The following is a 22,723-nucleotide window of genomic DNA, read 5'->3' as shown; positions in this document are numbered from 1 at the left end:
TATGGACCAGCCAGTTACGGCCCAACCAGGTCTTCGAGTTCCTGGGCGCGGGTCTGGGTCATGTCCAGCACGCAGCCGGAGCCGTTGACCTGATCGATGGTGCCGCCGGTGGCGCTGCCGACGAAGGCGCAATTGGCGTCGCGGTATTTGATCCACAGGCGCTGCACGTCTTGCAGCTGCTGCTTGCGTTCACCTTCCTGTGCATCCAGTGCGGTCTTGTAGGCCCTGTTCAGGCGCGCATCCTGCACCTTGGTTTCCTTGACATTGCACGTGACCATGGCGAGGGTGGTTTCGGCGCTGTCCATGCATTTTTTCAGCGCAGGATTGTCGGCGGCTGAGGCTGCGCCGCAAAGCGCCAGAAGCAGGGCGCTGACGGCAAAAGATGTACGAATCATGGTCGGGTTCCCGTGCGTGAGTGGCGTTGCATTCTATGACTCGCAGACAGCGTGCGAGTTTCGGGCAAGTCCGAGCGAGCGGTCAGCCCATCTCCTGGCGAATTTTCTTCGTGGGTTTTCGCCTCTATAGTGGGCGCTCTTTTACACGGAGCGGTCGTCATGCACTTAGGAAAAGTCATCCCCATCCTGCGGAGTTTCGACGAGGCCAAGGCCTTGGAGTTCTACGTCGACTTCCTGGGCTTCAAGGTCGATTGGCAGCATCGGTTCGAAGCGAATTATCCGCTGTACCTGCAGGTGTCGCTGGGGGAGTGTGTGCTGCACGTGTCAGAGCACCATGGCGATGCGTCGCCGGGGGCGGCGGTGCGGATTCAGACGCAAGGGCTGGACGCTTACCAGCAGCAGTTGCAGGCCAGAGACTACCGGTTCGCCAAGCCCGGCGTTGAAAAAACGCCCTGGGGATCGCGGGAAATGAGCATCAAGGACCCGTTTGGAAATCGCCTGGTGTTTGTCGAGGAAGGCGAGGCCTGAGAGGTAAATCGCAGGCAATAAAAAACCGCCTGGGTAGGGGCGGTTTTTTATTGCAATCCCAGTTAGTGGCTGGGGCTTGCGAACTCAAGGACACATTGACCTGCAGACGAATACTACTGACGCTAATGTCATCGCGCAAGGTTGAGTGACGGTTGCATTGGGCGTGGATGCTATTGATTTTCTTGCGATCAGTCGCTGCAAAAACTTGCAATAAACTGGTGGGCAATACTGCATATTTAACGTTTTCTGGAAACACCTCAAACCTGAATGTTCGTTAGGATTCTCCCCGTTCTACGTTTGTCTCTTTCAGGTGTGCCGGGTGCGCGCGCAAATTCTGGGCCGACCGCCACGGGCTAGTAATCCGTGCCGGATTTATGCGGGAGGACCATCAACCCGGCCGCCTCAAGGACGCATTGACCCGCATCTGAAGGCTCACATGTTCCGGTAAGTGCGCTGGAGGTAAGGCCCAACTCACGGAGGGCCGAGTATGTCTAAGTTTGCACGACGTACGTGGAACCTCGTAGTGAATGCGCTGCGTATTTATCACGCATGGGCATTCCTGCGGGACAGCTTCGACGACCTGTAAGGTCTGAGAAGTGGGGCCGCCTCGGTTAAACCCGAGGCGGCTTTTTGCTGAGTCAAACGCGGAAGTGACTGACCATCTGCTGCAACTGGCTGCCCAATCGAGCCAGCTCAACGCTCGACTTGGCCGTCTCGTTGCTTGCCGTGGCGGTCTGTTCCGACACGTCACGCACATTCACGATACTGCGGCTGATCTCTTCGGCCACCGCGCTTTGCTGTTCTGCCGCCGCGGCAATCTGCTGGTTCATCGACTGGATGTTCGACACCGTGCGGGTGATGTTTTCCAGGGAGGCACCGGCCTTGCGCGTCAGCTCGACACTGCTGTCAGTGAGGCTGCGGCTGTTGTTCATCACGTTGGCCACTTGCTGGGTGCCGTTCTGCAAACCGGCGACCAGGCCTTCGATTTCCTCGGTGGATTTTTGCGTGCGCTGGGCCAGGCCACGTACTTCGTCGGCCACGACCGCAAACCCACGACCGGCTTCACCGGCACGTGCCGCTTCAATCGCCGCGTTGAGTGCCAGCAGGTTGGTCTGTTCGGCCACGGCCTTGATCACGTCCATCACGCTGCCAATCTTGTTGCTCTCTTGTTGCAGATGCGACATGGCGTCGGTGGAACGTGCCACTTCGGCGGCAAGGCGTTCGATCTGGGCGATGGCTTCGGCCACCACCTTGTCGCCGGCGCGGGCCTGACCGTCCGCATCGGCGGCAGCCAGTGAAGCCTGCTCGGCGTTACGCGCCACTTCCTGCACAGTGGCGGTCATTTCGTGCATGGCGGTGGCGACCTGATCGGTCTCGATCTTCTGGCTGTTGACCCCGGCGCTGGTCTGCTCGGTCACGGCCGACAGCTCTTCGGCAGCGCTGGCGATCTGGGTCACGCCGTCGCGAATGCCGCTGATCAGCTCGCGCAGGGTGGTGCCCATGCGCTGGATGCCTTGTTGCAACACACCCAACTCGTCCCGACGGGTGACCTGGATATTGTGGCTCAAGTCGCCGGAGGCAATGCGCTCGACCACGGCGAGGGTCTCCTGCAGTGGACGGGTGATCTGGCGAGTGATGACCAGCGCCGCAATGATGCCAACCAGCAGGGCCAGCAGCGTGCTGATCAACTGCAGGCTGCGGGCCTGGGCGCTTTCGGCGTCACGACGTTGCAATTGGATCTCGTAGAGCTTTTCGCTGATGGTGACGATATCGGCGCCCTGAGTGGTCATTTCGGCGCGGGCGCTGACGATGTTGGCATTCGCTGCCTTATAGCTCTGCACGGCACTGCGATAGGCGCCCAGCGCGGTTTCCAGAGAACTCAGCGCGGTTTGCTGGCTGCTGCCAAAGGCGGCGCTGAGATTCTTCAGGCTGCTGATGGCCTTGTCGATCTGAGCGGCAGCACGGGCCTCGGTCTCTGCATTGACGTTGTTGGTATAGCCTCGCACCTCGTAACGGGCCTGCTGGAGTTCGGTCTTGGCGTTGACCACGGCCTGGTACTGAGTGAAGCGTTCCGGGCTGTCGGGCATCTGCTGCACGTTGGCATCAAGGGCGTTGATCTGCGCGTTGGCGATGTCGGCCTTGTCTCCCATCATTTCGCGTGCAGCGTTGCCGTTGCGGTAGGCCTCGCGCATTTTGTTCAGCGACTGCTGATAGGCGGTGATCACGGTTTTCTGCGCGTTGAGCAGCTTGAGGTTTTCCGGGCTCTTGAAGCTGTCGAGCAGCTTTTGCTGCTGGGCGGTGAAGGCATCCAGGTTGGTTTGCACGTTTTGAGCAACGGTCTCGTCGCCGTTGGCCAGCATGTATTGCAGGCGCACGATACGCAGTTTGGTCAGGGAGGCATTAAGCTGGGTAATATCGCTCATCCAGTTGCTGCGGTCGATCAGGCCGCCCAGGCTGGTCCAGCCGGTGAGTGCCAGGATCGACGTGAGGACAAGCACCAGGCCGAAGCCCAGGCCGAGTTTGAGGTTTACGCTGATGTTACCGAACCAGCTGTTCATCGATTGCTCCGCAAGAAAAATGTCTGTCTGCTGGATGATGTTGTTTTTTGAGCCAGCCAAGGTGTAGCTCTCTATCGGCGGCAAAAGAAAAATCTGTAGGGTTTTTATCTGCGATGCGACAAAAAAGCACTAAAAGGGGGCGGCGATGCTCCGCAAGGGCGCATCCCCAGTTGCCCTTATTATGCTAGTCTGCGGGCCCTTTTAATTGTGGACGGCGCGGCACATTGCGTGGTCCCACAGCGGAGCCTTTTCATGTCCGACGTTAATCTGTCTACCGACGAAACCCGCGTCAGCTACGGTATCGGCCGTCAGTTGGGCGACCAACTGCGCGACAACCCGCCACCGGGCGTCAGCCTGGACGCCATCCTGGCCGGCCTGACCGACGCGTTCGCAGGCAAGCCAAGCCGTGTCGACCAGGAGCAAATGGCCGCCAGCTTCAAGGTCATCCGCGAAATCATGCAAGCCGAAGCGGCTGCCAAGGCTGAAGCAGCCGCTGGCGCTGGTCTGGCGTTCCTGGCTGAAAACGCCAAGCGTGACGGCATTACTACCCTGGCGTCCGGCTTGCAATTTGAAGTGCTGACCCAGGGTGACGGCGCCAAGCCGAGCCGTGAAGACCAGGTGCGTACCCACTACCATGGCACCCTGATCGACGGCACTGTGTTCGACAGCTCCTACGAGCGCGGCCAGCCTGCGGAATTCCCGGTGGGCGGCGTGATCGCCGGCTGGACCGAAGCCCTGCAACTGATGAATGCCGGCAGCAAATGGCGCCTGTACGTGCCGAGCGAACTGGCATACGGCGCTCAAGGCGTTGGCAGCATTCCGCCGCACAGCGTGCTGGTATTCGATGTCGAGTTGCTCGACGTTCTGTAAGACCTGCTTTTGCTTCATGAGGGCGCTGGCTTGCCTGCGATGGCATCACCTCGGTGCTACTTCAGGCCGAGTTGTCTGCATCGCGGGCAAGCCCGGCGCCCACAGAGGGCGCAGCATCCCGTTTTTGGTTCACGGGTGAAACCTGCCATGCAGCTCCGTCGTCGGGCGCAATGCCCGCGCATAGCAGAACAGAAACAGGTTGCGCACCACTTCCTTCAGTACACCCGGTTCACTCGAACTCAGACCATTCACGTCCAGGTCGCCCTGGTCCTGTAGCTCATTGAGCGCTTCCTCTTCCAGCACCGCGCACACTTCGCCGGTTTCCCGATGGAGGATTCGCAGATAGGGGTGCGGGCGGTCCAGCCAGGCATCGATCAAATAAGTCATGGTTCATTCTCCTTGATGGGTTTCAATGAGAATAATTCTTATTCGTGGAATGGCAAGTGCCTATTGGCGATTTGTATTTTTTTCTGTGTGGGTATTGAGCTGCGTCAGCAAAGAGGGCGAAACGCCATCCCGCAGTGGCTGCGGGATGGAAGAGGCAGGTTCAGACCTTGCGCACGAACTCGGACTTGAGTTTCATCGGGCCGATACCGTCGATCTTGCAATCGATATCATGATCGCCGTCACACAGGCGGATGTTCTTGACCTTGGTCCCGACCTTGACTACCAGCGACGTGCCCTTGACTTTGAGGTCCTTGATCACGGTGATGGTATCGCCGTCCTGCAGGACATTGCCCACAGAGTCTTTCTTCACAGTTTCGTCGCCCGCCACTTCGGCCTCGCCATTGGCGGACCACTCGTGGGCGCATTCCGGGCAGATCAGCTGGGCGCCGTCTTCGTAGGTGTACTCGGAATTGCATTTTGGGCAGGGTGGCAACGTGCTCACTAAAGCTCCTTGAGAGTCAGGGTGGCTAAAAGTCGCACATTATATAGGGTTTATTGCAGGTTGGGGGGGCGCCTCGGAACCTTGTGGGAGTCGGGCTTGCCCGCGATGCAGGCACCGCGATGTGTCAGATGTACCGAGGTGATGCTATCGCAGGCAAGCCAGCTCCCACACAAGCCTGCGCTCGCAGATATTGCTCAGTGCGTACGGGCTACCGCAAACTCGCTCAGCTCGACCAGGGCATCCCGGTATTCGCTGGCTGGCAGGGCTTCCAGGCACTGGATGGCACGGGCCACGTAGTCGCGCGCCAGCTGTGCGGTGTACTCCAGGGAGCCCGAGGCTTCTACCGCAGCACGGATAGCTTCGAGGTCTTCAATCCCGCCTTTCTGGATCGCCTTGCGCACCAGTGCCGCCTGTTCCGGCGTGCCTTCGCGCATGGTGTAGATCAGCGGCAGTGTCGGCTTGCCCTCGGCCAGGTCGTCGCCGACATTCTTGCCCAGGGTTTCGGCGTCGCCACGGTAGTCGAGCAGATCGTCCACCAGTTGGAACGCTACACCCAAGTGGTCGCCAAAGGTACGCAGGGCTTCGGCTTGTTCAGCCGTTGCGCCACACAACGCAGCGGCGCTGTGGGTCGAAGCTTCGAAGAGCATCGCGGTTTTGCCGCGAATCACTTCCATATAGGTTTCTTCGGTAGTGCTGGCGTCGCGCACTTTGGACAGCTGCAACACTTCACCTTCGGCGATGATGCGCGTGGCCTGTGACAGAATCTTCATCACCGGCATCGAACCCAGCTCGACCATCATCTCGAACGAGCGCGAATACAGGAAATCGCCCACCAGCACGCTCGGCGCGTTACCCCACATGGCGTTGGCGGTCTCGCGGCCACGGCGCATGCCAGACATGTCGACCACGTCGTCATGCAGCAGGGTGGCGGTGTGCAGGAATTCAATGGTGGCGGCCAGCAGGCGCAAGTCATCGCCTTCGCGGCCCAGCGCCTTGCCGCACAGCAACACTAATAAAGGACGCAGGCGTTTGCCGCCGGCCGACGTAATGTAGTCGCCAATTTTGGAGACCAGCGGCACTTTCGAGGTAAGCTGCTGCTTGATGATGCCGTCGACGGCGCTAAAATCGTCCGCGACCGCGCGGTAGAAAGCTTGGGGTTGCATCAGCGACAGTCGCTCCAGAAGGGTTGCGCGGCATGCTAGGACCCTGACCCCCGGGTGTCAAGGCGCGATGGACGGCCCCTTGCAACACCCATTTACCTTGCGTACAATCGCGCACCCTGAACTTCCTGGGCAGCACCTGCCTTACGCAATTGCATTCGGGACGTCCATCCCATGCAGCCATGCCAGCCAATACCTCTTCTTATAAAGCGCTGGGTGAGCAGGATTATCGGAGAAATACCATGTCGTACGCAGTAATTGTTACTGGTGGCAAGCAATACAAAGTCGCCCCAGGTGAATACCTGAAGATCGAAAAACTGGAAATCGCTACTGGCGAATCCGTTACTTTTGATCGCGTTCTGTTGGTCGCCAATGGCGATGACGTGAACATCGGCGCTCCAGTTGTTGCTGGCGCTACCGTTGTGGCTGAAGTGATCTCCCAAGGTCGTCACGATAAAATCCGCATCATCAAGTTCCGTCGTCGTAAGCACCACATGAAGCGTATGGGCCACCGCCAGTGGTACACCGAGATCAAAATCACCGGTATTCAGGCTTAATAGCCTAATTCCTCACTAGGAGAATTGACTCATGGCACACAAAAAAGCTGGTGGTAGTACCCGTAACGGTCGCGACTCAGAAGCCAAACGCCTTGGCGTGAAGATGTATGGCGGCCAGAAAATCATTCCGGGCAACATCATCGTGCGTCAGCGCGGCACCCAATTCCACGCCGGTTACGGTGTTGGCATGGGCAAGGATCACACCCTCTTCGCTAAAATCGAAGGCGTGATCAAGTTCGAAGTAAAGGGCGCGTTCAACCGCCGTTACGTGAGCGTTGTCGCAGCTTAATTGCGAGATCGCTGGAAAAGCCCTGTCTTGCGACGGGGCTTTTTCGTTTGTGGAGTGAGTCTCTTGCAAAGCTGTTTGTCATGGGCGAGAGCAGCAGGATGTGCGGTCGTTGCTTGAGGTCGCTGCGCTCATTTTTGCAAGAGTCTTATGTCTTGGTTTCTTAAGCTCGCCCGTGCGGCGAGAGGCGTTTTGTTATGAAGTTCGTTGATGAAGTTTCCATCCGAGTAAAAGCAGGCGACGGCGGTAACGGTTGCATGAGTTTCCGTCGCGAAAAATTCATTGAAAACGGTGGCCCAAACGGCGGTGACGGCGGTGACGGCGGTTCCATCTACATGATGGCCGACGAAAACCTCAACACCCTGGTCGACTACCGTTACACCCGGCACTTCGATGCCGAGCGTGGTTCCAACGGCGGCAGCACCGACTGCACCGGTAAAAAAGGCGAAGACCTGGTGCTGCGTGTACCGGTGGGCACTACCATTATCGACTCGGCCACCCAGGAAGTGATCGGCGACCTGACCAAGGCCGGCCAGAAGCTGATGGTCGTGCAGGGTGGCTGGCACGGTCTGGGTAATACCCGATTCAAGTCCAGCACCAACCGTGCACCGCGCCAGACCACACCGGGCAAGCCAGGCGAGCAGCGCGACCTCAAGCTGGAAATGAAGGTACTGGCGGACGTGGGCCTGCTGGGCCTGCCGAACGCCGGCAAAAGTACTTTCATCCGCTCGGTCTCGGCCGCCAAGCCGAAAGTCGCCGACTACCCGTTCACCACCCTGGTGCCAAACCTGGGCGTGGTCAGCGTCGACCGCTGGAAGAGCTTTGTGATCGCCGACATCCCCGGCCTGATCGAAGGCGCTTCCGATGGTGCAGGCCTGGGTATTCGTTTCCTCAAGCACTTGTCGCGCACCCGTTTGCTGCTGCACCTCGTTGACATGGCGCCGCTGGATGAAACCAGCGCTGCGGATGCCGCCGAAGTGATCGTCAGCGAGCTGACCAAGTTCAGCCCGGCCCTGGCCGAGCGTGATCGCTGGCTGGTGTTGAACAAGTGCGACCAGATCCTTGAAGAAGAGCACGAGGAGCGCGTCAAGGAAATCGTCGACCGCCTGGAGTGGGAAGGTCCGGTCTACGTGATCTCGGCCATCGCCAAAGAAGGCACCGAGCGCCTGACCCGCGACATCATGCGCTACCTGGAAGACCGCGCCGACCGCCTGGCGGCTGACCCGGTGTTCAAGGCCGAACTCGCCGAGCTCGACCAGCAGATCGAAGACGAAGCCCGCGCCCAGCTGCAGGCCCTGGACGACCAGCGTGCCCTGCGCCGCAGCGGCGTGAAGTCGGTCCATGACATCGGCGACGACGATTGGGACGAGGAAGACGTGGATGATGAGGACGGTCCGGAAATCATTTACGTGCGCGACTGATTCGTTGCGATAAACTTGAACGCCGCTCCTTGTAGAGCGGCGTTTTAGTATCCGGGTATAACGTTATGGGCGGCGCTGGGTCGCGTGCAGCCCTCACTCTAAGGTTGAAGATGATGCGGAGCAAAGTGACAGGCGCGCAGCGCTGGGTCGTAAAGATCGGAAGTGCGCTGCTGACGGCGGATGGCAAAGGTCTGGATCGCGCAGCAATGAGCGTCTGGGTCGAGCAGATGGTGGCCTTGCATGAAGCGGGCGTGGAGTTGGTGCTGGTGTCCTCGGGCGCCGTTGCTGCCGGCATGAGCCGCCTCGGCTGGACCGCGCGACCCAGCGCGATGCATGAACTGCAAGCCGCCGCCGCCATCGGCCAGATGGGCTTGGTGCAAGCTTGGGAATCGAGCTTTGCCGAGCACGGTCGCCATACGGCGCAGATCCTGCTGACCCATGACGACCTGTCCGACCGCAAGCGCTACCTCAACGCCCGCAGCACCTTGCGCGCACTGGTGGAGCTCAAGGTGATCCCGGTGATCAACGAGAACGACACGGTGGTCACCGACGAAATCCGCTTCGGCGACAACGACACCCTGGCCGCGCTGGTCGCCAATCTGGTCGAAGCCGACTTGCTGGTGATTCTGACCGATCGCGACGGCATGTTCGACGCCGACCCGCGCAACAACCCCGACGCGCAGCTTATTTATGAGGCGCGCGCGGACGACCCCGCGCTGGACGCGGTCGCCGGCAGCGTCGGCGGCGCCCTGGGCCGTGGCGGCATGCAGACCAAGCTGCGCGCCGCTCGCCTGGCGGCGCGTTCCGGTGCTCACACCATCATCGTTGGCGGGCGCCTTGAGCGCGTGCTGGATCGCCTCAAGGCCGGCGAGCGCATCGGCACACTGCTGTCGCCGGAGCGCGGCATGCTGGCGGCGCGCAAGCAGTGGCTGGCGGGGCATTTGCAAACCCGTGGCACCCTGGTGCTGGACGCCGGTGCGGTCTCGGCCTTATCCCAGGGCAACAAGAGCCTGTTGCCGGTGGGCGTCAAACGGGTGCAGGGCAGCTTCCGCCGTGGCGAGATGGTGGTGTGTGTAGCGCCTGATGGTCGCGAAATCGCCCGGGGCCTGGCCAACTACAGTGCCCTGGAAGCGCAGAAGATTATTGGACAATCGTCTGACGCCATTGTCGGAGTATTGGGTTACATGGCCGAGCCGGAACTGGTTCACCGCGACAACCTGATCCTGGTTTAATCAAAGGAATACACGATGCGTTTAATGAAGTGCGTGCTCGGCCTGTTGTTGCTCACACCGCTGGTGGCCTCAGCCGAAGAAATCGCCCAGGTGTCGACAGTGTTCAAGTTTGTCGGCCCCAACGACCGTATCGTTGTCGAAGCCTTTGACGACCCCAAGGTCGATGGCGTGACCTGCTACCTGTCCCGCGCCAAGACCGGCGGTGTCAAAGGCGGCCTGGGTCTGGCCGAAGATCGCGCCGAAGCTTCGATTGCCTGCCGTCAGGTCGGGCCGATCCACTTCAAGGGCGATCTCAAGGATGGCGACGAAGTGTTCAAGGAGCGCACCTCGCTGGTGTTCAAGACCATGCAGGTGGTGCGCTTTCTCGACAAGAAGCGCAATACCCTGGTGTATCTGGTCTACAGCGACCGCCTGATCGAGGGCAGCCCGCAGAATGCGGTCACTGCGATTCCGATTCTGCCGTGGCCAACCGCTCAGTAACCGGCGGGCGAGTTTTGTCAGCGGTGTCTATGATTGCAGGCTCGCGGTCTGTAATCTCGAATCTGTGCAACGCAAAGAACATGGATATCTGGAGTTCGTCATGAGTGCTTTCCACGACCTGAAACTCAAAGCTTTGGACGGTCAAGAGCTGCCGCTGGCACCCTTGAAGGGGCAAGTGGTGCTGGTGGTCAACGTGGCCTCCAAATGTGGTTTGACCCCGCAATATGCGGCGCTCGAAAACCTCTATCAGCAGTACAAGAGCCAGGGTTTCACGGTGCTGGGCCTGCCGTGCAATCAGTTTGCGGGGCAGGAGCCGGGCACCGACGAAGAGATCAGCCAGTTCTGCAGTCTGAATTACGGCGTCACGTTTCCCCTGGGCAGCAAGCTCGACGTGAACGGCCCTGAGCGTCACCAGTTATACCGCTTGCTGGCGGGCGAGGGCGCCGAGTTTCCCGGGGATATCACCTGGAACTTCGAGAAATTCCTGTTGGGCAAAGATGGACGCGTGCTGGCGCGTTTCTCGCCACGTACCCCGCCGGAAGACCCGGCAATCGTCCAGGCCATCGAAAAAGCCCTGAGCTGAGTCACACTTCGCTCGCTTCTGGACTTCAATCACTCCTATCAATAGTGCTGTGCGGCGCGCGGCATGGCCCATATTATCCACGTCATAAACCCGTCTTTCGTGGAGTGTGCCGTGTCTGTCCAAGCCCTGTTCAAACCCTTCCAACTCGGTACGCTGCAACTGTCGACCCGCGTGGTCATGGCGCCCATGACCCGTTCCTTTTCCCCGGGCGGCGTGCCCAACGCCAAGGTTATCGAGTACTACCGCCGCCGCGCCGCCGCTGGCGTGGGCCTGATCATCAGCGAGGGCACCGTGGTCGGTCACCCGGCCTCCAACGGCTACCCCAACGTCCCGCATTTTTACGGCGAAGCCGCCCTGGCCGGCTGGAAGCAGGTGGTCGACGCTGTCCATGCCGAAGGCGGCAAGATCGTCCCGCAACTGTGGCACGTGGGCAGTGTACGTCGTCCGGGCACCGAGCCTGACGCCAGCGTGCCGGCTTACGGCCCGATGGAAAAACTCAAGGACGGCAAGGTGGTCGTCCACGGCATGACCGTTCAGGACATCAAGGACGTGATCGACGCCTTCGCCCAGTCCGCCAGGGATGCCCAGCGCATTGGCATGGATGGCGTGGAAATCCATGGTGCCCATGGTTATCTGGTCGATCAGTTCTTCTGGGAGGGCAGCAACCAGCGCACCGACGAATACGGAGGAAGTCTGGCTAACCGTTCGCGTTTTGCCATCGAGTTGATCCAGGCCACCCGCGCCGCAGTGGGCCCGGATTTCCCGATCATCTTCCGTTTCTCGCAGTGGAAACAGCAGGACTACACCGCGCGTCTGGTGCAAACCCCCGAGGCGCTGGGTGAATTCCTCAAACCGTTGTCCGACGCCGGCGTGGATATTTTTCACTGCTCCACCCGTCGCTTCTGGGAGCCGGAGTTCGAAGGCTCCGACCTCAATCTGGCTGGCTGGACACGTCAGCTCACGGGCAAGCCTACTATCACCGTGGGCAGCGTCGGCCTGGATGGCGAGTTCCTGCAGTTCATGGTCAACACCGATAAGGTCGCGCAGCCCGCCAGCCTGGAAAATCTGCTCGAGCGTCTGAACAACGGCGAATTCGATCTGGTGGCCGTGGGTCGTGCCCTGCTGGTGGACCCGGAGTGGGCGGTGAAGGTGCGTGAAGGGCGTGAGGGCGATATCCTGCCGTTCAGTCGTGAGGCGCTGACGACCCTGGTGTAAAGGGCGTAAGGAGCGGCGACGGATGCGGCTCCTTGCACACCCCCCGCAACTGGCGCTCGAACTGCTCGATAATCGCCGTCCATCCCTGGCGACTCGCATGCTGGCGCGCGTTCAGGCGCGCCCTGCGCAAGGTTTCGCGTTCTTCCAGCAGCCAGGTGGCCGCTTCGCAGAACGCGCCCTCATCGCCAGGCATGGCCAGTACGCCGTTGTAGCCGTGGCGAATATGCTGGGTGGCCGCCGCCTGGTCATACGCGACCACACCAAGCCCCGAGGCCATGGCTTCGAGCACCACATTGCCGAAGGTCTCAGTCAGGCTGGGAAACAGGAACAGATCGCCGCAAGCGTAATGGCGCGCCAGTTCTTCGCCACGCCGGGTGCCGCAGAACACCGCCTCGGGCAGGTCGCGTTCCAGTACAGCGCGTTGCGGGCCGTCGCCCACGATGATCAGCTTCATGCGTCGAGCGGGATAGCTGTCCTGCAACCCTTCAAAACAGCGTTTGAGCAACCCGAGGTTTTTCTCCGCAGCCAGGCGCCCCACGTGCAGCACGGCAATGTCGTCGTTCTCCAGGCCCCAGGTTTCACGCAGCGTGCAGTCACGTTTGGCGGGATGGAACAGTTGGCTGTCGACCCCGCGCGACAACATTCCCAGACGTTCGAACTGCCGACGTTCCAACTCCAGGCGCTGGCTGGCGCTGGGCACCAGGGTCAGGGCCGAGCGATTATGAAACCAGCGCAGGTAATGCGTGACCATCCTGCTCAGCAGGCTCATTCCGTAGCGGTTGGTGTATTGCTGAAAGTTGGTGTGAAAGCCACTCACCACGCTGATTCCCAGGCGCCGCGCCGCGCGCAACGCCGAGAGCCCCAGCGGCCCCTCGGTGGCGATGTACAGCACATCCGGGCGTTGGCGCGTCCAGCGTCGCAACAGCTTGTGCATCGACGACTGGCCCCATTGCAGGCCCGGGTAGCCCGGCAACGGCCAGCCGCGGCACAGCAGCAGTTCGTCGTCGCTGGGCCGGCACTGGTCGATGCCCTGGCGCGGGCGCACCAGTTCGACCACATGGCCACGCGCGCGCAAACCGTCGCACAGGCGGCCAAGGGTATTGGCCACCCCGTTGATTTCTGGCGGGAAGGTTTCGGTGATCAGTGTGATGTGGAGCGAGGCTGTCGTCATGACCCACAGTGTCGCCGTGGGCCATGTCGTCAATGTGTCGCGTGGATGATGGATTTATGACCGAGTGATCGGCTGCGCCGCCATCGCCTCGGCCCCTTGTTCGCGCACCCAGAACAACGTGGCGCCGGCCACCGCTGCCGGCATCATCAGCAGGTTAACCACCGGGACCAGCAGCACCAGATAGACGACCCCGCCAAAGCTCATGCTCTGCCAGCGCTTCTGGCGCAGCCAGGCGAGCATTTCGTTCCAGCCCAGTTTGTGGTTGTCGGCCGGGTAGTCGATGTACTGGATCGCCATCATCCACACGCCGAACAGCAGCCAAAGCGGCGCTGCGATCAGGTTGACCACGGGAATGAACGACAGGATAAACAGCCCGATGGCGCGGGGCAGGAAATAGCCCAGCTTGCGCATTTCCCGGGTCAGGGTGCGCGGGACCATGGCGATCAACTCGCCCCAGCTGAACGCCGGGAAGTCGTCGGTGCCGCGTACCACCACTTCGACTTTCTCCGACAGAAAACCGTTGAACGGCGCCGCGATGATATTGGCGAGCATGGTAAAAGTGAAAAACACCATCAGCACCACCAGCACCACAAACAGCGGCCACAACAGGTAGTTCAGGAAGCTCAGCCAACTGGGCAGTGTTGGCATCAGGTGATCGACCCACAGGCTGAACTGATGGCCGGCGAAATAGATCAAGCCGACGAACAGCGCCAGGTTGATCGCCAGCGGCAGCAGCACAAACAGGCGTAGCCCGGGGCTCAATACCAGTTTGAGGCCTTCGCGCAGGTATTGCGGGCCGGAAAGAACAGGAGCGGGCATGGTGAACTCCGAGCAGGATGACGAACGCGCCGACCTTACCGACTTTGTACGCAAGTCGAAAGCGGCAACATCAGCAGTAACAAAGCCGTCGATGAGTAGAGCCGACTGCATAGAGACCACCTATGAGCTGGATTGTTAATGCGTATTTCCTTAATCTTGCCCCCCTCTATACGCTGCACCCATCATTTTCAGGATCTGCGAGTTCAAGCCTTCCCCAAGTGCTTCGCAGTCCTTTTTTATTCCAGCCGCCCTGTTCTGCGGGCGGTCGACAGGAGTGAGTCATGTCTGATACCCGTCATTCGCGAGTGATTATTCTCGGTTCCGGCCCTGCCGGTTACAGCGCTGCCGTCTACGCTGCCCGGGCCAACCTCAAGCCGCTGCTGATCACCGGCATGCAGGCGGGCGGTCAACTGACCACCACTACCGAAGTCGACAACTGGCCGGGCGACGTGCACGGCCTGACCGGCCCGGCGCTGATGGAGCGCATGAAGGAGCACGCCGAGCGCTTCGAAACCGAGATCGTCTTCGACCACATCAACACCGTCGACTTCTCCAAAAAGCCTTACAGCCTGACCGGCGACAGCGGCGTGTACACCTGTGACGCGCTGATCATCGCCACTGGCGCCAGCGCCCGTTACCTGGGCCTGCCGTCGGAAGAAGCGTTCATGGGCAAGGGCGTGTCCGCCTGCGCCACCTGCGACGGTTTTTTCTATCGCAACAAGCCCGTGGCCGTGGTCGGTGGTGGCAACACTGCCGTGGAAGAGGCGCTGTACCTGGCCAATATCGCCAGCACCGTGACCCTGGTGCACCGTCGCGAGACTTTCCGCGCCGAGAAGATTCTGATCGACAAGCTGCACGCCCGTGTCGCTGAAGGCAAAATCATCCTCAAGCTCAACGCCACGCTGGACGAAGTCCTGGGCGACAACATGGGCGTAACCGGTGCGCGCCTGAAAAACAACGACGGCAGCTTCGACGAGTTGAAAGTCGATGGTGTGTTCATCGCCATCGGCCACACCCCGAACACGTCGTTGTTCGAAGGCGTGCTCGAGGCCAAGGACGGTTACCTGGTGGTGCAGGGCGGCCGTGAAGGCAACGCTACTGCTACCAACATCGACGGCATCTTCGCCGCCGGTGACGTGGCCGACCACGTTTACCGCCAAGCCATCACCTCGGCCGGCGCCGGCTGCATGGCGGCCCTGGACGCCGAGCGCTACCTCGATGGGTTGAAGGACGCGTCGTTCTAAACCTGTTGAACTGAAAAAACCGGCTGCGAGGCCGGTTTTTTTATGCCCAATCTAAATCACACTGCAAGGCAAATGTCTGGCTCATTTGCGGGTCAGAGGCTGTGCCGCAAATTTTACGCCGGCCAGGCCATGCTCGATCAGCGCGCGAATATTGCCATGGTCGCTGCCCTCAGGCGTGGACACCACCGACCGGTAATGCTCCCCAAAAGCCAGCAATGCTTGCTGGTCGCTCAAGCCTTCCAGTAACGCCAAACCCAAGGTCTTGCACGACCCCTCGTTCTGCCCGGCAGCGTTTTCCACACTGCCATTGGTGAAAGCTTGCGGCTGGTAGTCGTAACCGGCGGCGATAAATGCCAGGGTGTCGGCAAATTCGTGTTCGCCGCTGTTGAGGCTGGCGTGCAGGGTATTCAGGTCAGTCATGGGTTTTTCCTTTGGCAAACGCAGCCTGCTGCTCGGCGCTGGCTTCTTGCTGGTACTGGGCTTTCCACTCGGCGTAGGGCATGCCGTACACCACTTCCCGGGCGTCATCCAGGCTCAGTTCGATCTGGCGCTCGTCGGCCTCGGCCTTGTACCACTTGGACAAGCAGTTACGGCAAAAGCCCGACAGGTTCATCAGGTCGATGTTCTGCACATCCTTGCGGCTGTCCAGGTGCGCCACCAGTCGGCGAAAGGCGGCGGCTTCGAGTTCGAGGCGTTGTTGGTCGGTCATGGGGGGCTCTTCGAGACAGCTTCAAGCGGATAAGCTTCAAGCTGCAAGTTGGGATGAGGATGGCTTTAAGTTGTGGGTTGAAGCTTGTTGTTTGAGGCTGGGCGGCTTGCCGCCAACGTAATCGACACCGATTCGGCAAAGCGCAGCGCATGGGGCTTGTCCACTTCGACTTCGGCATACAGCACGGACTCATTGCCCATCACCAGGTCCAGCAGTTCCTGGGTGAGGCGCTCAAGCAAGGCAAAGCGGTTGCCTTCCACATGGGCAATGATCGCCTTGGTGATGGTGCGGTAATTCAGGGCGTGGTCGATATCGTTGTCGCGCACGGCGGCCTGGGCGGCATACAGGATGGTCAGGTTGATCAGCACGTCCTGCTTGTTGAGGATTTCATCCTCGTTGATGCCGATAAAGGTGCGCAGGCACAGGTCCTTGACCCGGATGCGCGCCATGCCTGGTTGAAGTTGTGGCATTGCTACTTGCTCCGTCCAATCAGTTGCAGGAACTCCATGCGCGTGGTGCTCGACTCGCGAAATGCGCCGAGCATCACCGAAGTGTTCATGGTTGAATTCTGTTTTTCCACGCCGCGCATCATCATGCACATGTGCCGGGCCTCGATCACCACCGCCACGCCGGCGGCCTGGGTCACGTCCTGAATGGCGTCGGCGATCTGCCGCGTGAGGTTTTCCTGGATCTGCAGGCGCCGGGCGAACATGTCCACGATGCGCGCCAGCTTCGACAGGCCCAGCACCTTGCCGGTCGGAATATAGGCCACATGGGCCTTGCCGATAAAGGGCAGCAGGTGGTGCTCGCACAGCGAATACAGCTCGATGTCCTTGAGGATCACCATTTCATCGTTGTCGGACGCAAACAGCGCGCCGTTGACGATGGTTTCCAGGTTCTGCTCGTAGCCATGACACAGGTACTGCATGGCCTTGGCGGCGCGCTTGGGGGTGTCGAGCAGGCCTTCGCGCTCCGGGTCTTCACCCAGGCCTTTAAGGATCTCGCGGTAGTGGTGGGGCAGGGATACAGTCATACAACATCCTCAAAAACGGCTTACTTGATATGCCGCCCACCGTTAACGGTCAGGGTGGTTCCAGTGACATAGGGGTTGTCCAGCAGGTAACGAACACTCTGATAGATCACATCCGGCCCGGGCTCGATGCCCAGGGCCGACTTGGCCAGGACTTTTTCGCGGTAAGCCGCATCGTCGCCCTCGTTGAACATCACCATCGCCGGCGCGATGCCGTTGACCTTGATCAGCGGCGCGAACTGCGCGGCAAACGACAGCGTGAGGCTGTCGAGCCCGGCCTTGGTGGCGCAATAGGCGACGTGCTGGTGGCTGCCCTTGCGCACCACGTCATCGCTGATGTGCACGATATCGGCAGGTGTCGAGCGTTGCAGCAAGGTTGAACAATGCAGGTTGATCAGATAAGGCGCAAGCATGTGCACGCTGAACATGTCGTTAAACGCGCGGCTTTCGTCGCCCGGCGTTTCCGCGACCCAGGTCGAGGCGTTATGAATGATGGCGCGCAGGCAATCGGTGTGGGTCTTGAGTGCGTTGATAAACGCAAGAATCCCGGCCTCACTGGAGAAGTCGGCAAACAGGCCGGTTGCGCCACGCTCGCGCAGAGCGTGAACGCCAGGGCGCTCACTGCGGTAGCTGAAAATCACCGGCTGACCGGCGTCCAGCAATCGCTCGGCACAATGCAGGCCGACGCGCTGGGCGCCGCCGGTGATCAGGATCGGGGCAAGGGGTGCGGTCATGGGAAGCTCGGGTCGCGGGCAGGTTGAAACTATACCAGCGACCGGCCTTCCCTGTACTCAGGCGGGAGCTTGCGTGACCTTGGTCGGCGGCGAGGGATGGAGCCAGTTGGCCAGCAGGTGGGTCGACAGTGGGATGAACCAGAACACCATCAACGGTGTGAGCGCCAGGGTGCTGGCCAGAATGCGCGGTACCAGGTCCAGCTCGCCCAGCAGTGGCCCCAGGCCAAAGTTGAACAACAGCGACACCGGGAAAAATGCCAGCCAGATCGCCACTGCCTGCTTCCAGCGTGGCGGTCGCACGCCCACTGCGCCAAACCAGCCATCGATGCCGCGCACGCGGTGCTCGGACGGGTCGGCAAACAGCTCGCTGCCACGGCTCAGCCAGGCACTGCGCGAGGCGGAAAACTCCCAGGCGTGCAGGGTGGTTTCGTCGGCGAAGCGGAAGATAATCTGGAACTCATCGTCATGGGGCGGCGGGGCCAGTACGCCGGAGCCCAGGTAACCGGGAAAGTCCGTGGCCAGTTGCTCGCCTTCGCGCAGCCAGGCCATCAGTTCTGCGTAGCGCCCTTTGGCCACGCGGCGCGCAACCATCAAGGTGACGGGTGAGGTAGACATTGTGTATCTCCGAATGTACGGGCGCGCTGAACCGGGTAGGTGGCGCACAAACGAAGCTGCGGGGTGTTGCAGCTCTGTTGAAAAGCAAGCAAGGATTATTCCTGTTTTTCGCGAATACGCCAGCGACTTTGGTCCGATAGGCCCGGTCCTTGAAAAACAAAGGTATAAAAGCGTTAAATAGGATCCAATTTCATACATGCTGCTGGCCGCCTGATGTCCGAAATCATTACTCCTGTCCACGAAATCGCCCCGGTTGCCGACTCCAATTCCGCTGAGTTGCTTCCGATTCGTGAAGTCTCCAGGTTGACTGGGGTCAACCCTGTCACCTTGCGTGCGTGGGAGCGTCGTTATGCCCTGATCCAGCCCACGCGCACCGAAAGCGGGCATCGCCTGTACTCCCGAGCGGATATCGACACGGTGAATCGCATCCTCGACTGGATTGAGCGAGGCCTGGCCGTCAGCAAGGTCGCAAAGATCATCGCCCGTGATGACCAGCAGGCCGTGGTCGTTCGCGCTGAGCAGAACCCGGACGAGGAGGGTGAATGGCCGAGTTGGCAGGCGCGACTGATGCTCGCCATCAGCGCTTTTGACGATGCCGAGTTGGAGACCCTCTACGGTCAGATTTTTGCGACCTACCCGGCGAGCGTAGCGTTCCAGGACATCCTCATGCCGCTGTGGAACGATCTGTTGCGCCACCAGGGCCGCTTCGGCCAGGCCAGTGAATGGTTGTTCTTCGATAACTTCCTGCGTGCCAGTACGTCAAAACGTCTGCGGCTGGCCTGCGCTTCGCCCGTACCACGTGTGCTGCTGGCGGCCATTGCCGGCGAGTGCCGTGAGCTGGAGTTGCTGGTGGCGGGGGTCTTGATGAGCAGTGATCAGCTCTCGGTCAAAGTGCTGGGTGTGGGCCAGCCTTTCGATGAATTGACGCTGGTGTGCGAAAAAACCCGGCCGCGCGCGCTGGTGTTGTTTTCCAATCATGCGCCCGGCAGCGAACTGCCGCTGCGCCTCAGGCGCCTGGCGCTGACCCTGGACTGCCCGCTGTTGCTGGCCGGGGACGCATCGGACCTGGCTCGCGAAAGCCTGGCCGGTTCCGCCATTGGCCGCCTGGGCAATGACGGGCAGTCGATGCAGGCTCGCTTGCAGCAGTTTCTCGGCGCGAGGCTGGATGCCTGAATTCAGGCATGCATGTGCGGGTGCACTCGGCGATGTTCGTGCAGGATGAACTGGCGCAGGCGCTCGGTTTCATCTGCATCGCCCTGGCTCAGGCGGTAGGCAAACAAGCCCCGCGCCGTCTCCCGCTCGAACGTCCCGCGTAGCGAAATACGCTCGTAGCCCGATGGACTGAACCACAGCGAAAAGGTCCTGGGCGGCTTGCCGCGGCCACGCATTTCCACCAGCACGCCCTTGAATGACACCTGATGCACCCACAGCGCGCCGGGGGTGCCGCGGATGTTTTCCAGCGCCACCGGTGTTTCCAGCGCCAGGCGCCATGGGCGGATCATCGGCCCGTCTTCAAAGATGCTCGGCACGCCGACGCGCAAATGCACTGCATTGAACTCGTCCTCCACCAAATGCAGGGGGAAGGTGAGTTGCTGGTTGTCGAATTGCGCCTGCAGCGTGACATGGTCGTGAGCCGCCAGCCGGGTGAGCAGGTCGCGCAATTGCGCACCGCCATTGACCGTCAGGCTCGACGAAGCATCTCTCAGATTGAGCTGAGGGTTGTGCTGCATGTTCTGAATGAAATCCAACTCGTCCTGAGTCAGAAGCGCTTCGCGTGACATTGATTGGGCTCAATGAGGAAGAGTGAGGGGCGATTATCCATTCTAATGCCCACGGTTTCTAAACTTTATTCGATCCGGCCGCGGCCTTCAGCGCTGCGAGCTCACTCTTGACCCTGGCCAGTTCAGCTTCCAGTTGTACGACGCGCTGCTCAGCCTTTACCTGCAGCGTGACGTCCTTTTGCACACCGATGAAATACGTCAGCTTGTCGGCCTCGTTATACAGCGTTGAAAGCGACAGTTCATTCCAGAACGGCGTGCCATCCTTGCGGTAGTTGCGCAGGACTTCGCGGCAGGATGTACCCTCCTGCATGGCTTTGCGAACGACCGTCAGGCCTGGCTGGTCGCGGTCACCGGTCTGCAGGAAGCGGCAGTCCTGATAGAGGATTTCATCGAGGGTGTAGCCGGTCAGGCGCTCGAAAGCCGGGTTGACGTAAATCACCGGCGTCTCGCGGCCTTCTCGTTCGGCGACCACGATGCCGTCGTTGGAAGCGTTGATCACCATTTGCATCAGGTTGGGGTTAATCATTAAGCGATCCAAAGCGTGTTTACACAGGGCAGTTTATGGCACCGGCAGGATGTTGCACGGGGCGCACCGAAATATTTGCCTCAGCTGTTAATATCCCAGGCTTTCATTCAACCACAGGATCAGATTGATGAAAGTCGCCATCCTTTCCGGCTCAGTGTACGGCACGGCTGAAGAAGTCGCCCGCCATGCGGTCGGCATCCTCACTGCGGCCGGTTTCGAAGCCTGGCACAACCCTCGCGCCACCCTGGCAGATGTGCAGGCGTTTGCACCCGAGGCTTTGCTTGCGGTGACGTCCACCACCGGCATGGGCGAACTGCCCGACAATCTGCAGCCGTTGTATTCGAGCATCCGTGACCAACTGCCCGCCGCCTGGCGCGGACTGCCCGGCGCCGTTATCGGCCTCGGCGACGCCAGCTATGGCGATACCTTTTGCGGCGGTGGCGAGCAGATGCGCGAATTGTTCAGTGAACTGGGCGTGCGCGAAGTGCTGCCGATGCTGCGCCTGGACGCCAGCGAAAGTGTCACCCCGGAAGCCGACGCCGAGCCCTGGCTAGGCGATCTGGTGGCGGCCCTGCGCGGCTGATTGCGGCTTTTCTGGCGGCGCTTCTCTGACGCCGCCGACCCTCGATCGAACTATTCTTGCAACTGACTCGCACGGTCATCAAGCTGGCTGCGAAGGCAACTCATCGCGCCAGAGTGTCTGACTAGACTGGCCCACCACGAAAAAAACAATAAGAAATGCGCCAAGGAGGTTATCGCCGTGAGCCCATCCCCCGTTCTATCGCTATCCAACGTCAGAAACCAGGTCAGCGCCGCCGAACGGCAAACGCGTGTGACCCTGGCGCCGCCGCGCAAACGCCACCTGCAAGCCCTGGGGTATAAAACCTGATGCCACTCGCCGAGATCCCGTTGCGTGCCTGGCGCAAGCGCAGCCGCAGTTTTGACTTTCGCGGCCACACCATTCGTTATTGGGTGGCCGGCCAGGGTGAGCCGCTGCTGCTGATCCATGGCTTTCCCACCGCCAGTTGGGACTGGCACTACCTGTGGCAGCCCCTGGCCCACCGCAACCTGGTGATTGCCTGCGACATGCTCGGCTTCGGCGATTCGGCCAAGCCACTGGACCACGGCTATTGCCTGCTGGAGCAGGCCGATCTGCAACAGGCGCTGCTCAAGCACCTGGGGGTTGAGCAGCCCGTGCATGTGCTGGCCCATGACTATGGCGACAGCGTCGCCCAGGAACTGCTGGCCCGGCATTACGAAGGTCGCTTCCAGATGGCCAGTTGCGTGTTCCTCAACGGCGGGCTGTTTCCTGAAACCCATCGCCCGGCGCTGGTCCAAAAGCTCTTGCTCAGCCCACTGGGCTGGATGATCAGCCGCGCCTTTGGACGCAACGCCTTGTCCAACAGCTTCAGCCAGATTTTCGGCCCCCGGACCCGCCCCAGCGAAAGCGCCCTTGACGATTTCTGGAGCCTGATCAGCGCCAGCGACGGCACGCGCATCCTGCACAAACTCATCGCCTACGTGCCTCAGCGCCGTACCCTGCGTGATCGCTGGGTGGCGGCCATGCAAGTGGGCGATGTGCCGTTGCGCGTGATCGATGGCGAGGTCGACCCGATCTCCGGGGCACACATGGTGGAGCGATACCATCAACTGGTGCCCCATGCCGACACCGTGCTGCTGACCAACATCGGCCACTACCCGCAGATCGAAGCGCCGGTGCAGGTGCTCAAGCACTACCTGACGTTTCGCGCAAACATTGCGCGCGTCACCGCGTGGGAAGGGGCTTGCTCGCGATAGAGTCGCGTCAGCCGTTTTACTGACTGCACAGAAGCTATTTCAGGCAATCGATTCCCTGTGGCGAGCAGGCTTGTCCTGCGTTGGGCTGCGCAGCAGCCCCAAAACCTGACTCTGCACAGGGTC

General features: G+C 60.6%; 29 protein-coding genes and 1 pseudogene. 14 read left to right on the top strand and 16 right to left on the bottom strand.

The annotated features are described in order from the left end of the window. Positions 1–14: 14 nt before the first annotated feature. The gene (locus TU75_RS23610) at positions 15–395 is read right to left on the bottom strand and encodes a lysozyme inhibitor LprI family protein (protein ID WP_015372946.1); all 381 of its coding nucleotides are present in this window, start codon (positions 393–395) and stop codon (positions 15–17) included. A 159-nt stretch (positions 396–554) separates the two neighbouring features. On the opposite strand from TU75_RS23610, the gene TU75_RS23605 reads away from it, so the two are divergent. Further along, positions 555–923, top strand: a complete 369-nt coding sequence (locus TU75_RS23605; RefSeq protein WP_003230862.1) for a glyoxalase superfamily protein — start codon at positions 555–557, stop codon at positions 921–923. A gap of 638 nt (positions 924–1,561) precedes the next feature. Here the strand turns inward: TU75_RS23605 and TU75_RS28710 are convergent. Together TU75_RS28710 and TU75_RS28705 are read right to left on the bottom strand one after the other, a co-directional pair. Beyond that, complete coding sequence (locus tag TU75_RS28710) at positions 1,562–2,425, bottom strand: methyl-accepting chemotaxis protein (protein WP_370671324.1); 864 nt, start codon at positions 2,423–2,425, stop codon at positions 1,562–1,564. After that, positions 2,417–3,346: pseudogene (locus tag TU75_RS28705) on the bottom strand (methyl-accepting chemotaxis protein); the annotation flags it as partial. The gene TU75_RS28710 and the pseudogene TU75_RS28705, both read right to left, overlap by 9 nt. Positions 3,347–3,733: 387 nt before the next feature. Here TU75_RS28705 and bamJ point away from each other — a divergent pair. Then, entirely contained in the window at positions 3,734–4,351 is a 618-nt protein-coding gene (gene bamJ, locus TU75_RS23595) for a BamJ family beta-barrel-assembly machinery protein (RefSeq protein WP_003230860.1), read from the top strand. Between the two features lie 129 nt (positions 4,352–4,480). On the opposite strand, the gene TU75_RS23590 is transcribed toward bamJ, so the two are convergent. The 3 genes from TU75_RS23590 to TU75_RS23580 form a co-directional block, all read right to left on the bottom strand. Beyond that, positions 4,481–4,738, bottom strand: a complete 258-nt coding sequence (locus TU75_RS23590) for a PA4570 family protein (protein ID WP_003230859.1) — start codon at positions 4,736–4,738, stop codon at positions 4,481–4,483. A 160-nt stretch (positions 4,739–4,898) separates the two neighbouring features. Next, complete coding sequence (locus TU75_RS23585) at positions 4,899–5,240, bottom strand: zinc ribbon domain-containing protein YjdM (protein WP_003230858.1); 342 nt, start codon at positions 5,238–5,240, stop codon at positions 4,899–4,901. Positions 5,241–5,434: 194 nt separating this feature from the next. Then, positions 5,435–6,403 carry a polyprenyl synthetase family protein gene (locus tag TU75_RS23580; RefSeq protein ID WP_015372944.1) on the bottom strand — a complete coding sequence of 323 codons (969 nt, stop codon included), beginning with the start codon at positions 6,401–6,403 and terminating at the stop codon, positions 5,435–5,437. 239 nt (positions 6,404–6,642) lie between these two features. On the opposite strand from TU75_RS23580, the gene rplU reads away from it, so the two are divergent. The 7 genes from rplU to TU75_RS23545 all read left to right on the top strand — a co-directional run bounded on the left by rplU (position 6,643) and on the right by TU75_RS23545 (position 12,174). Continuing rightward, positions 6,643–6,957: a 50S ribosomal protein L21 gene (gene rplU / locus TU75_RS23575; protein WP_003230856.1), complete on the top strand. Its 315-nt coding sequence runs from the start codon at positions 6,643–6,645 to the stop codon at positions 6,955–6,957. Between the two features lie 31 nt (positions 6,958–6,988). Continuing rightward, a complete protein-coding gene (gene rpmA, locus TU75_RS23570; RefSeq protein ID WP_003176049.1) occupies positions 6,989–7,246 on the top strand; it encodes a 50S ribosomal protein L27 in 258 nt (85 codons plus the stop codon). Between the two features lie 194 nt (positions 7,247–7,440). Next, a complete protein-coding gene (gene cgtA / locus TU75_RS23565; RefSeq protein ID WP_003230855.1) occupies positions 7,441–8,664 on the top strand; it encodes an Obg family GTPase CgtA in 1,224 nt (407 codons plus the stop codon). A gap of 113 nt (positions 8,665–8,777) precedes the next feature. After that, a complete protein-coding gene (proB, locus tag TU75_RS23560) occupies positions 8,778–9,896 on the top strand; it encodes a glutamate 5-kinase (RefSeq protein ID WP_003230854.1) in 1,119 nt (372 codons plus the stop codon). A 15-nt stretch (positions 9,897–9,911) separates the two neighbouring features. After that, the gene (locus TU75_RS23555; RefSeq protein ID WP_032869812.1) at positions 9,912–10,376 is read left to right on the top strand and encodes a CreA family protein; all 465 of its coding nucleotides are present in this window, start codon (positions 9,912–9,914) and stop codon (positions 10,374–10,376) included. Between the two features lie 100 nt (positions 10,377–10,476). Continuing rightward, positions 10,477–10,959 carry a glutathione peroxidase gene (locus TU75_RS23550; protein WP_003230852.1) on the top strand — a complete coding sequence of 161 codons (483 nt, stop codon included), beginning with the start codon at positions 10,477–10,479 and terminating at the stop codon, positions 10,957–10,959. Between the two features lie 111 nt (positions 10,960–11,070). Beyond that, positions 11,071–12,174: an NADH:flavin oxidoreductase gene (locus tag TU75_RS23545; RefSeq protein ID WP_003230850.1), complete on the top strand. Its 1,104-nt coding sequence runs from the start codon at positions 11,071–11,073 to the stop codon at positions 12,172–12,174. On the opposite strand, the gene TU75_RS23540 is transcribed toward TU75_RS23545, so the two are convergent. Together TU75_RS23540 and cysZ are read right to left on the bottom strand one after the other, a co-directional pair. Next, positions 12,143–13,345, bottom strand: coding sequence for a glycosyltransferase family 4 protein (locus TU75_RS23540; protein ID WP_060550299.1), 1,203 nt, complete (start codon positions 13,343–13,345; stop codon positions 12,143–12,145). The two genes, TU75_RS23545 and TU75_RS23540, sit on opposite strands and share 32 nt — an antisense overlap. A gap of 54 nt (positions 13,346–13,399) precedes the next feature. Continuing rightward, positions 13,400–14,164 (bottom strand): sulfate transporter CysZ, encoded by a 765-nt coding sequence (gene cysZ, locus TU75_RS23535; RefSeq protein ID WP_060550298.1) that lies wholly within the window; start codon positions 14,162–14,164, stop codon positions 13,400–13,402. A gap of 281 nt (positions 14,165–14,445) precedes the next feature. On the opposite strand from cysZ, the gene trxB reads away from it, so the two are divergent. Further along, a complete protein-coding gene (gene trxB / locus TU75_RS23530) occupies positions 14,446–15,408 on the top strand; it encodes a thioredoxin-disulfide reductase (protein ID WP_003230844.1) in 963 nt (320 codons plus the stop codon). An 81-nt stretch (positions 15,409–15,489) separates the two neighbouring features. Here the strand turns inward: trxB and TU75_RS23525 are convergent, their stop codons facing one another. The 6 genes from TU75_RS23525 to TU75_RS23500 all read right to left on the bottom strand — a co-directional run bounded on the left by TU75_RS23525 (position 15,490) and on the right by TU75_RS23500 (position 18,496). After that, positions 15,490–15,828: a HopJ type III effector protein gene (locus TU75_RS23525; protein WP_003230840.1), complete on the bottom strand. Its 339-nt coding sequence runs from the start codon at positions 15,826–15,828 to the stop codon at positions 15,490–15,492. After that, complete coding sequence (locus tag TU75_RS23520) at positions 15,821–16,117, bottom strand: DUF1244 domain-containing protein (RefSeq protein ID WP_003230838.1); 297 nt, start codon at positions 16,115–16,117, stop codon at positions 15,821–15,823. The genes TU75_RS23525 and TU75_RS23520 overlap by 8 nt, the downstream gene beginning before the upstream one ends. Positions 16,118–16,182: 65 nt before the next feature. Next, positions 16,183–16,587, bottom strand: a complete 405-nt coding sequence (gene folX, locus TU75_RS23515; protein ID WP_003230837.1) for a dihydroneopterin triphosphate 2'-epimerase — start codon at positions 16,585–16,587, stop codon at positions 16,183–16,185. A 2-nt stretch (positions 16,588–16,589) separates the two neighbouring features. Next, positions 16,590–17,150 carry a GTP cyclohydrolase I FolE gene (gene folE / locus TU75_RS23510; RefSeq protein WP_003230834.1) on the bottom strand — a complete coding sequence of 187 codons (561 nt, stop codon included), beginning with the start codon at positions 17,148–17,150 and terminating at the stop codon, positions 16,590–16,592. A 20-nt stretch (positions 17,151–17,170) separates the two neighbouring features. Beyond that, positions 17,171–17,881 (bottom strand): dihydromonapterin reductase, encoded by a 711-nt coding sequence (gene folM / locus TU75_RS23505; RefSeq protein ID WP_060550297.1) that lies wholly within the window; start codon positions 17,879–17,881, stop codon positions 17,171–17,173. Positions 17,882–17,938: 57 nt separating this feature from the next. Further along, positions 17,939–18,496, bottom strand: a complete 558-nt coding sequence (locus tag TU75_RS23500) for a putative antibiotic biosynthesis monooxygenase (RefSeq protein WP_060550296.1) — start codon at positions 18,494–18,496, stop codon at positions 17,939–17,941. A gap of 213 nt (positions 18,497–18,709) precedes the next feature. Between TU75_RS23500 and TU75_RS23495 the strand changes: the two genes are divergently transcribed. Next, entirely contained in the window at positions 18,710–19,669 is a 960-nt protein-coding gene (locus TU75_RS23495; RefSeq protein WP_060550295.1) for a MerR family transcriptional regulator, read from the top strand. 2 nt (positions 19,670–19,671) lie between these two features. Here the strand turns inward: TU75_RS23495 and TU75_RS23490 are convergent, their stop codons facing one another. After that, positions 19,672–20,277 carry a hypothetical protein gene (locus TU75_RS23490; RefSeq protein ID WP_060550294.1) on the bottom strand — a complete coding sequence of 202 codons (606 nt, stop codon included), beginning with the start codon at positions 20,275–20,277 and terminating at the stop codon, positions 19,672–19,674. A 58-nt stretch (positions 20,278–20,335) separates the two neighbouring features. Beyond that, complete coding sequence (locus TU75_RS23485) at positions 20,336–20,803, bottom strand: PAS domain-containing protein (protein ID WP_003230825.1); 468 nt, start codon at positions 20,801–20,803, stop codon at positions 20,336–20,338. A gap of 127 nt (positions 20,804–20,930) precedes the next feature. Between TU75_RS23485 and TU75_RS23480 the strand changes: the two genes are divergently transcribed. From TU75_RS23480 to TU75_RS23475, 3 genes are all read left to right on the top strand, one after another. After that, complete coding sequence (locus TU75_RS23480) at positions 20,931–21,386, top strand: flavodoxin (RefSeq protein WP_015372938.1); 456 nt, start codon at positions 20,931–20,933, stop codon at positions 21,384–21,386. Positions 21,387–21,563: 177 nt separating this feature from the next. Continuing rightward, a complete protein-coding gene (locus tag TU75_RS28355; RefSeq protein WP_256094212.1) occupies positions 21,564–21,692 on the top strand; it encodes a hypothetical protein in 129 nt (42 codons plus the stop codon). Next, positions 21,692–22,600 carry an alpha/beta fold hydrolase gene (locus TU75_RS23475; protein ID WP_015372937.1) on the top strand — a complete coding sequence of 303 codons (909 nt, stop codon included), beginning with the start codon at positions 21,692–21,694 and terminating at the stop codon, positions 22,598–22,600. Before TU75_RS28355 ends, TU75_RS23475 begins: the two co-directional genes overlap by 1 nt. Positions 22,601–22,723: the final 123 nt, after the last annotated feature.

Source organism: Pseudomonas poae (genome assembly GCF_001439785.1).
Taxonomy (GTDB): Bacteria; Pseudomonadota; Gammaproteobacteria; order Pseudomonadales; family Pseudomonadaceae; genus Aquipseudomonas; species Aquipseudomonas poae.
The sequence above is the reverse complement of the archived record's forward strand: the minus strand, read 5'-3'. Positions and strand labels throughout refer to the sequence as shown.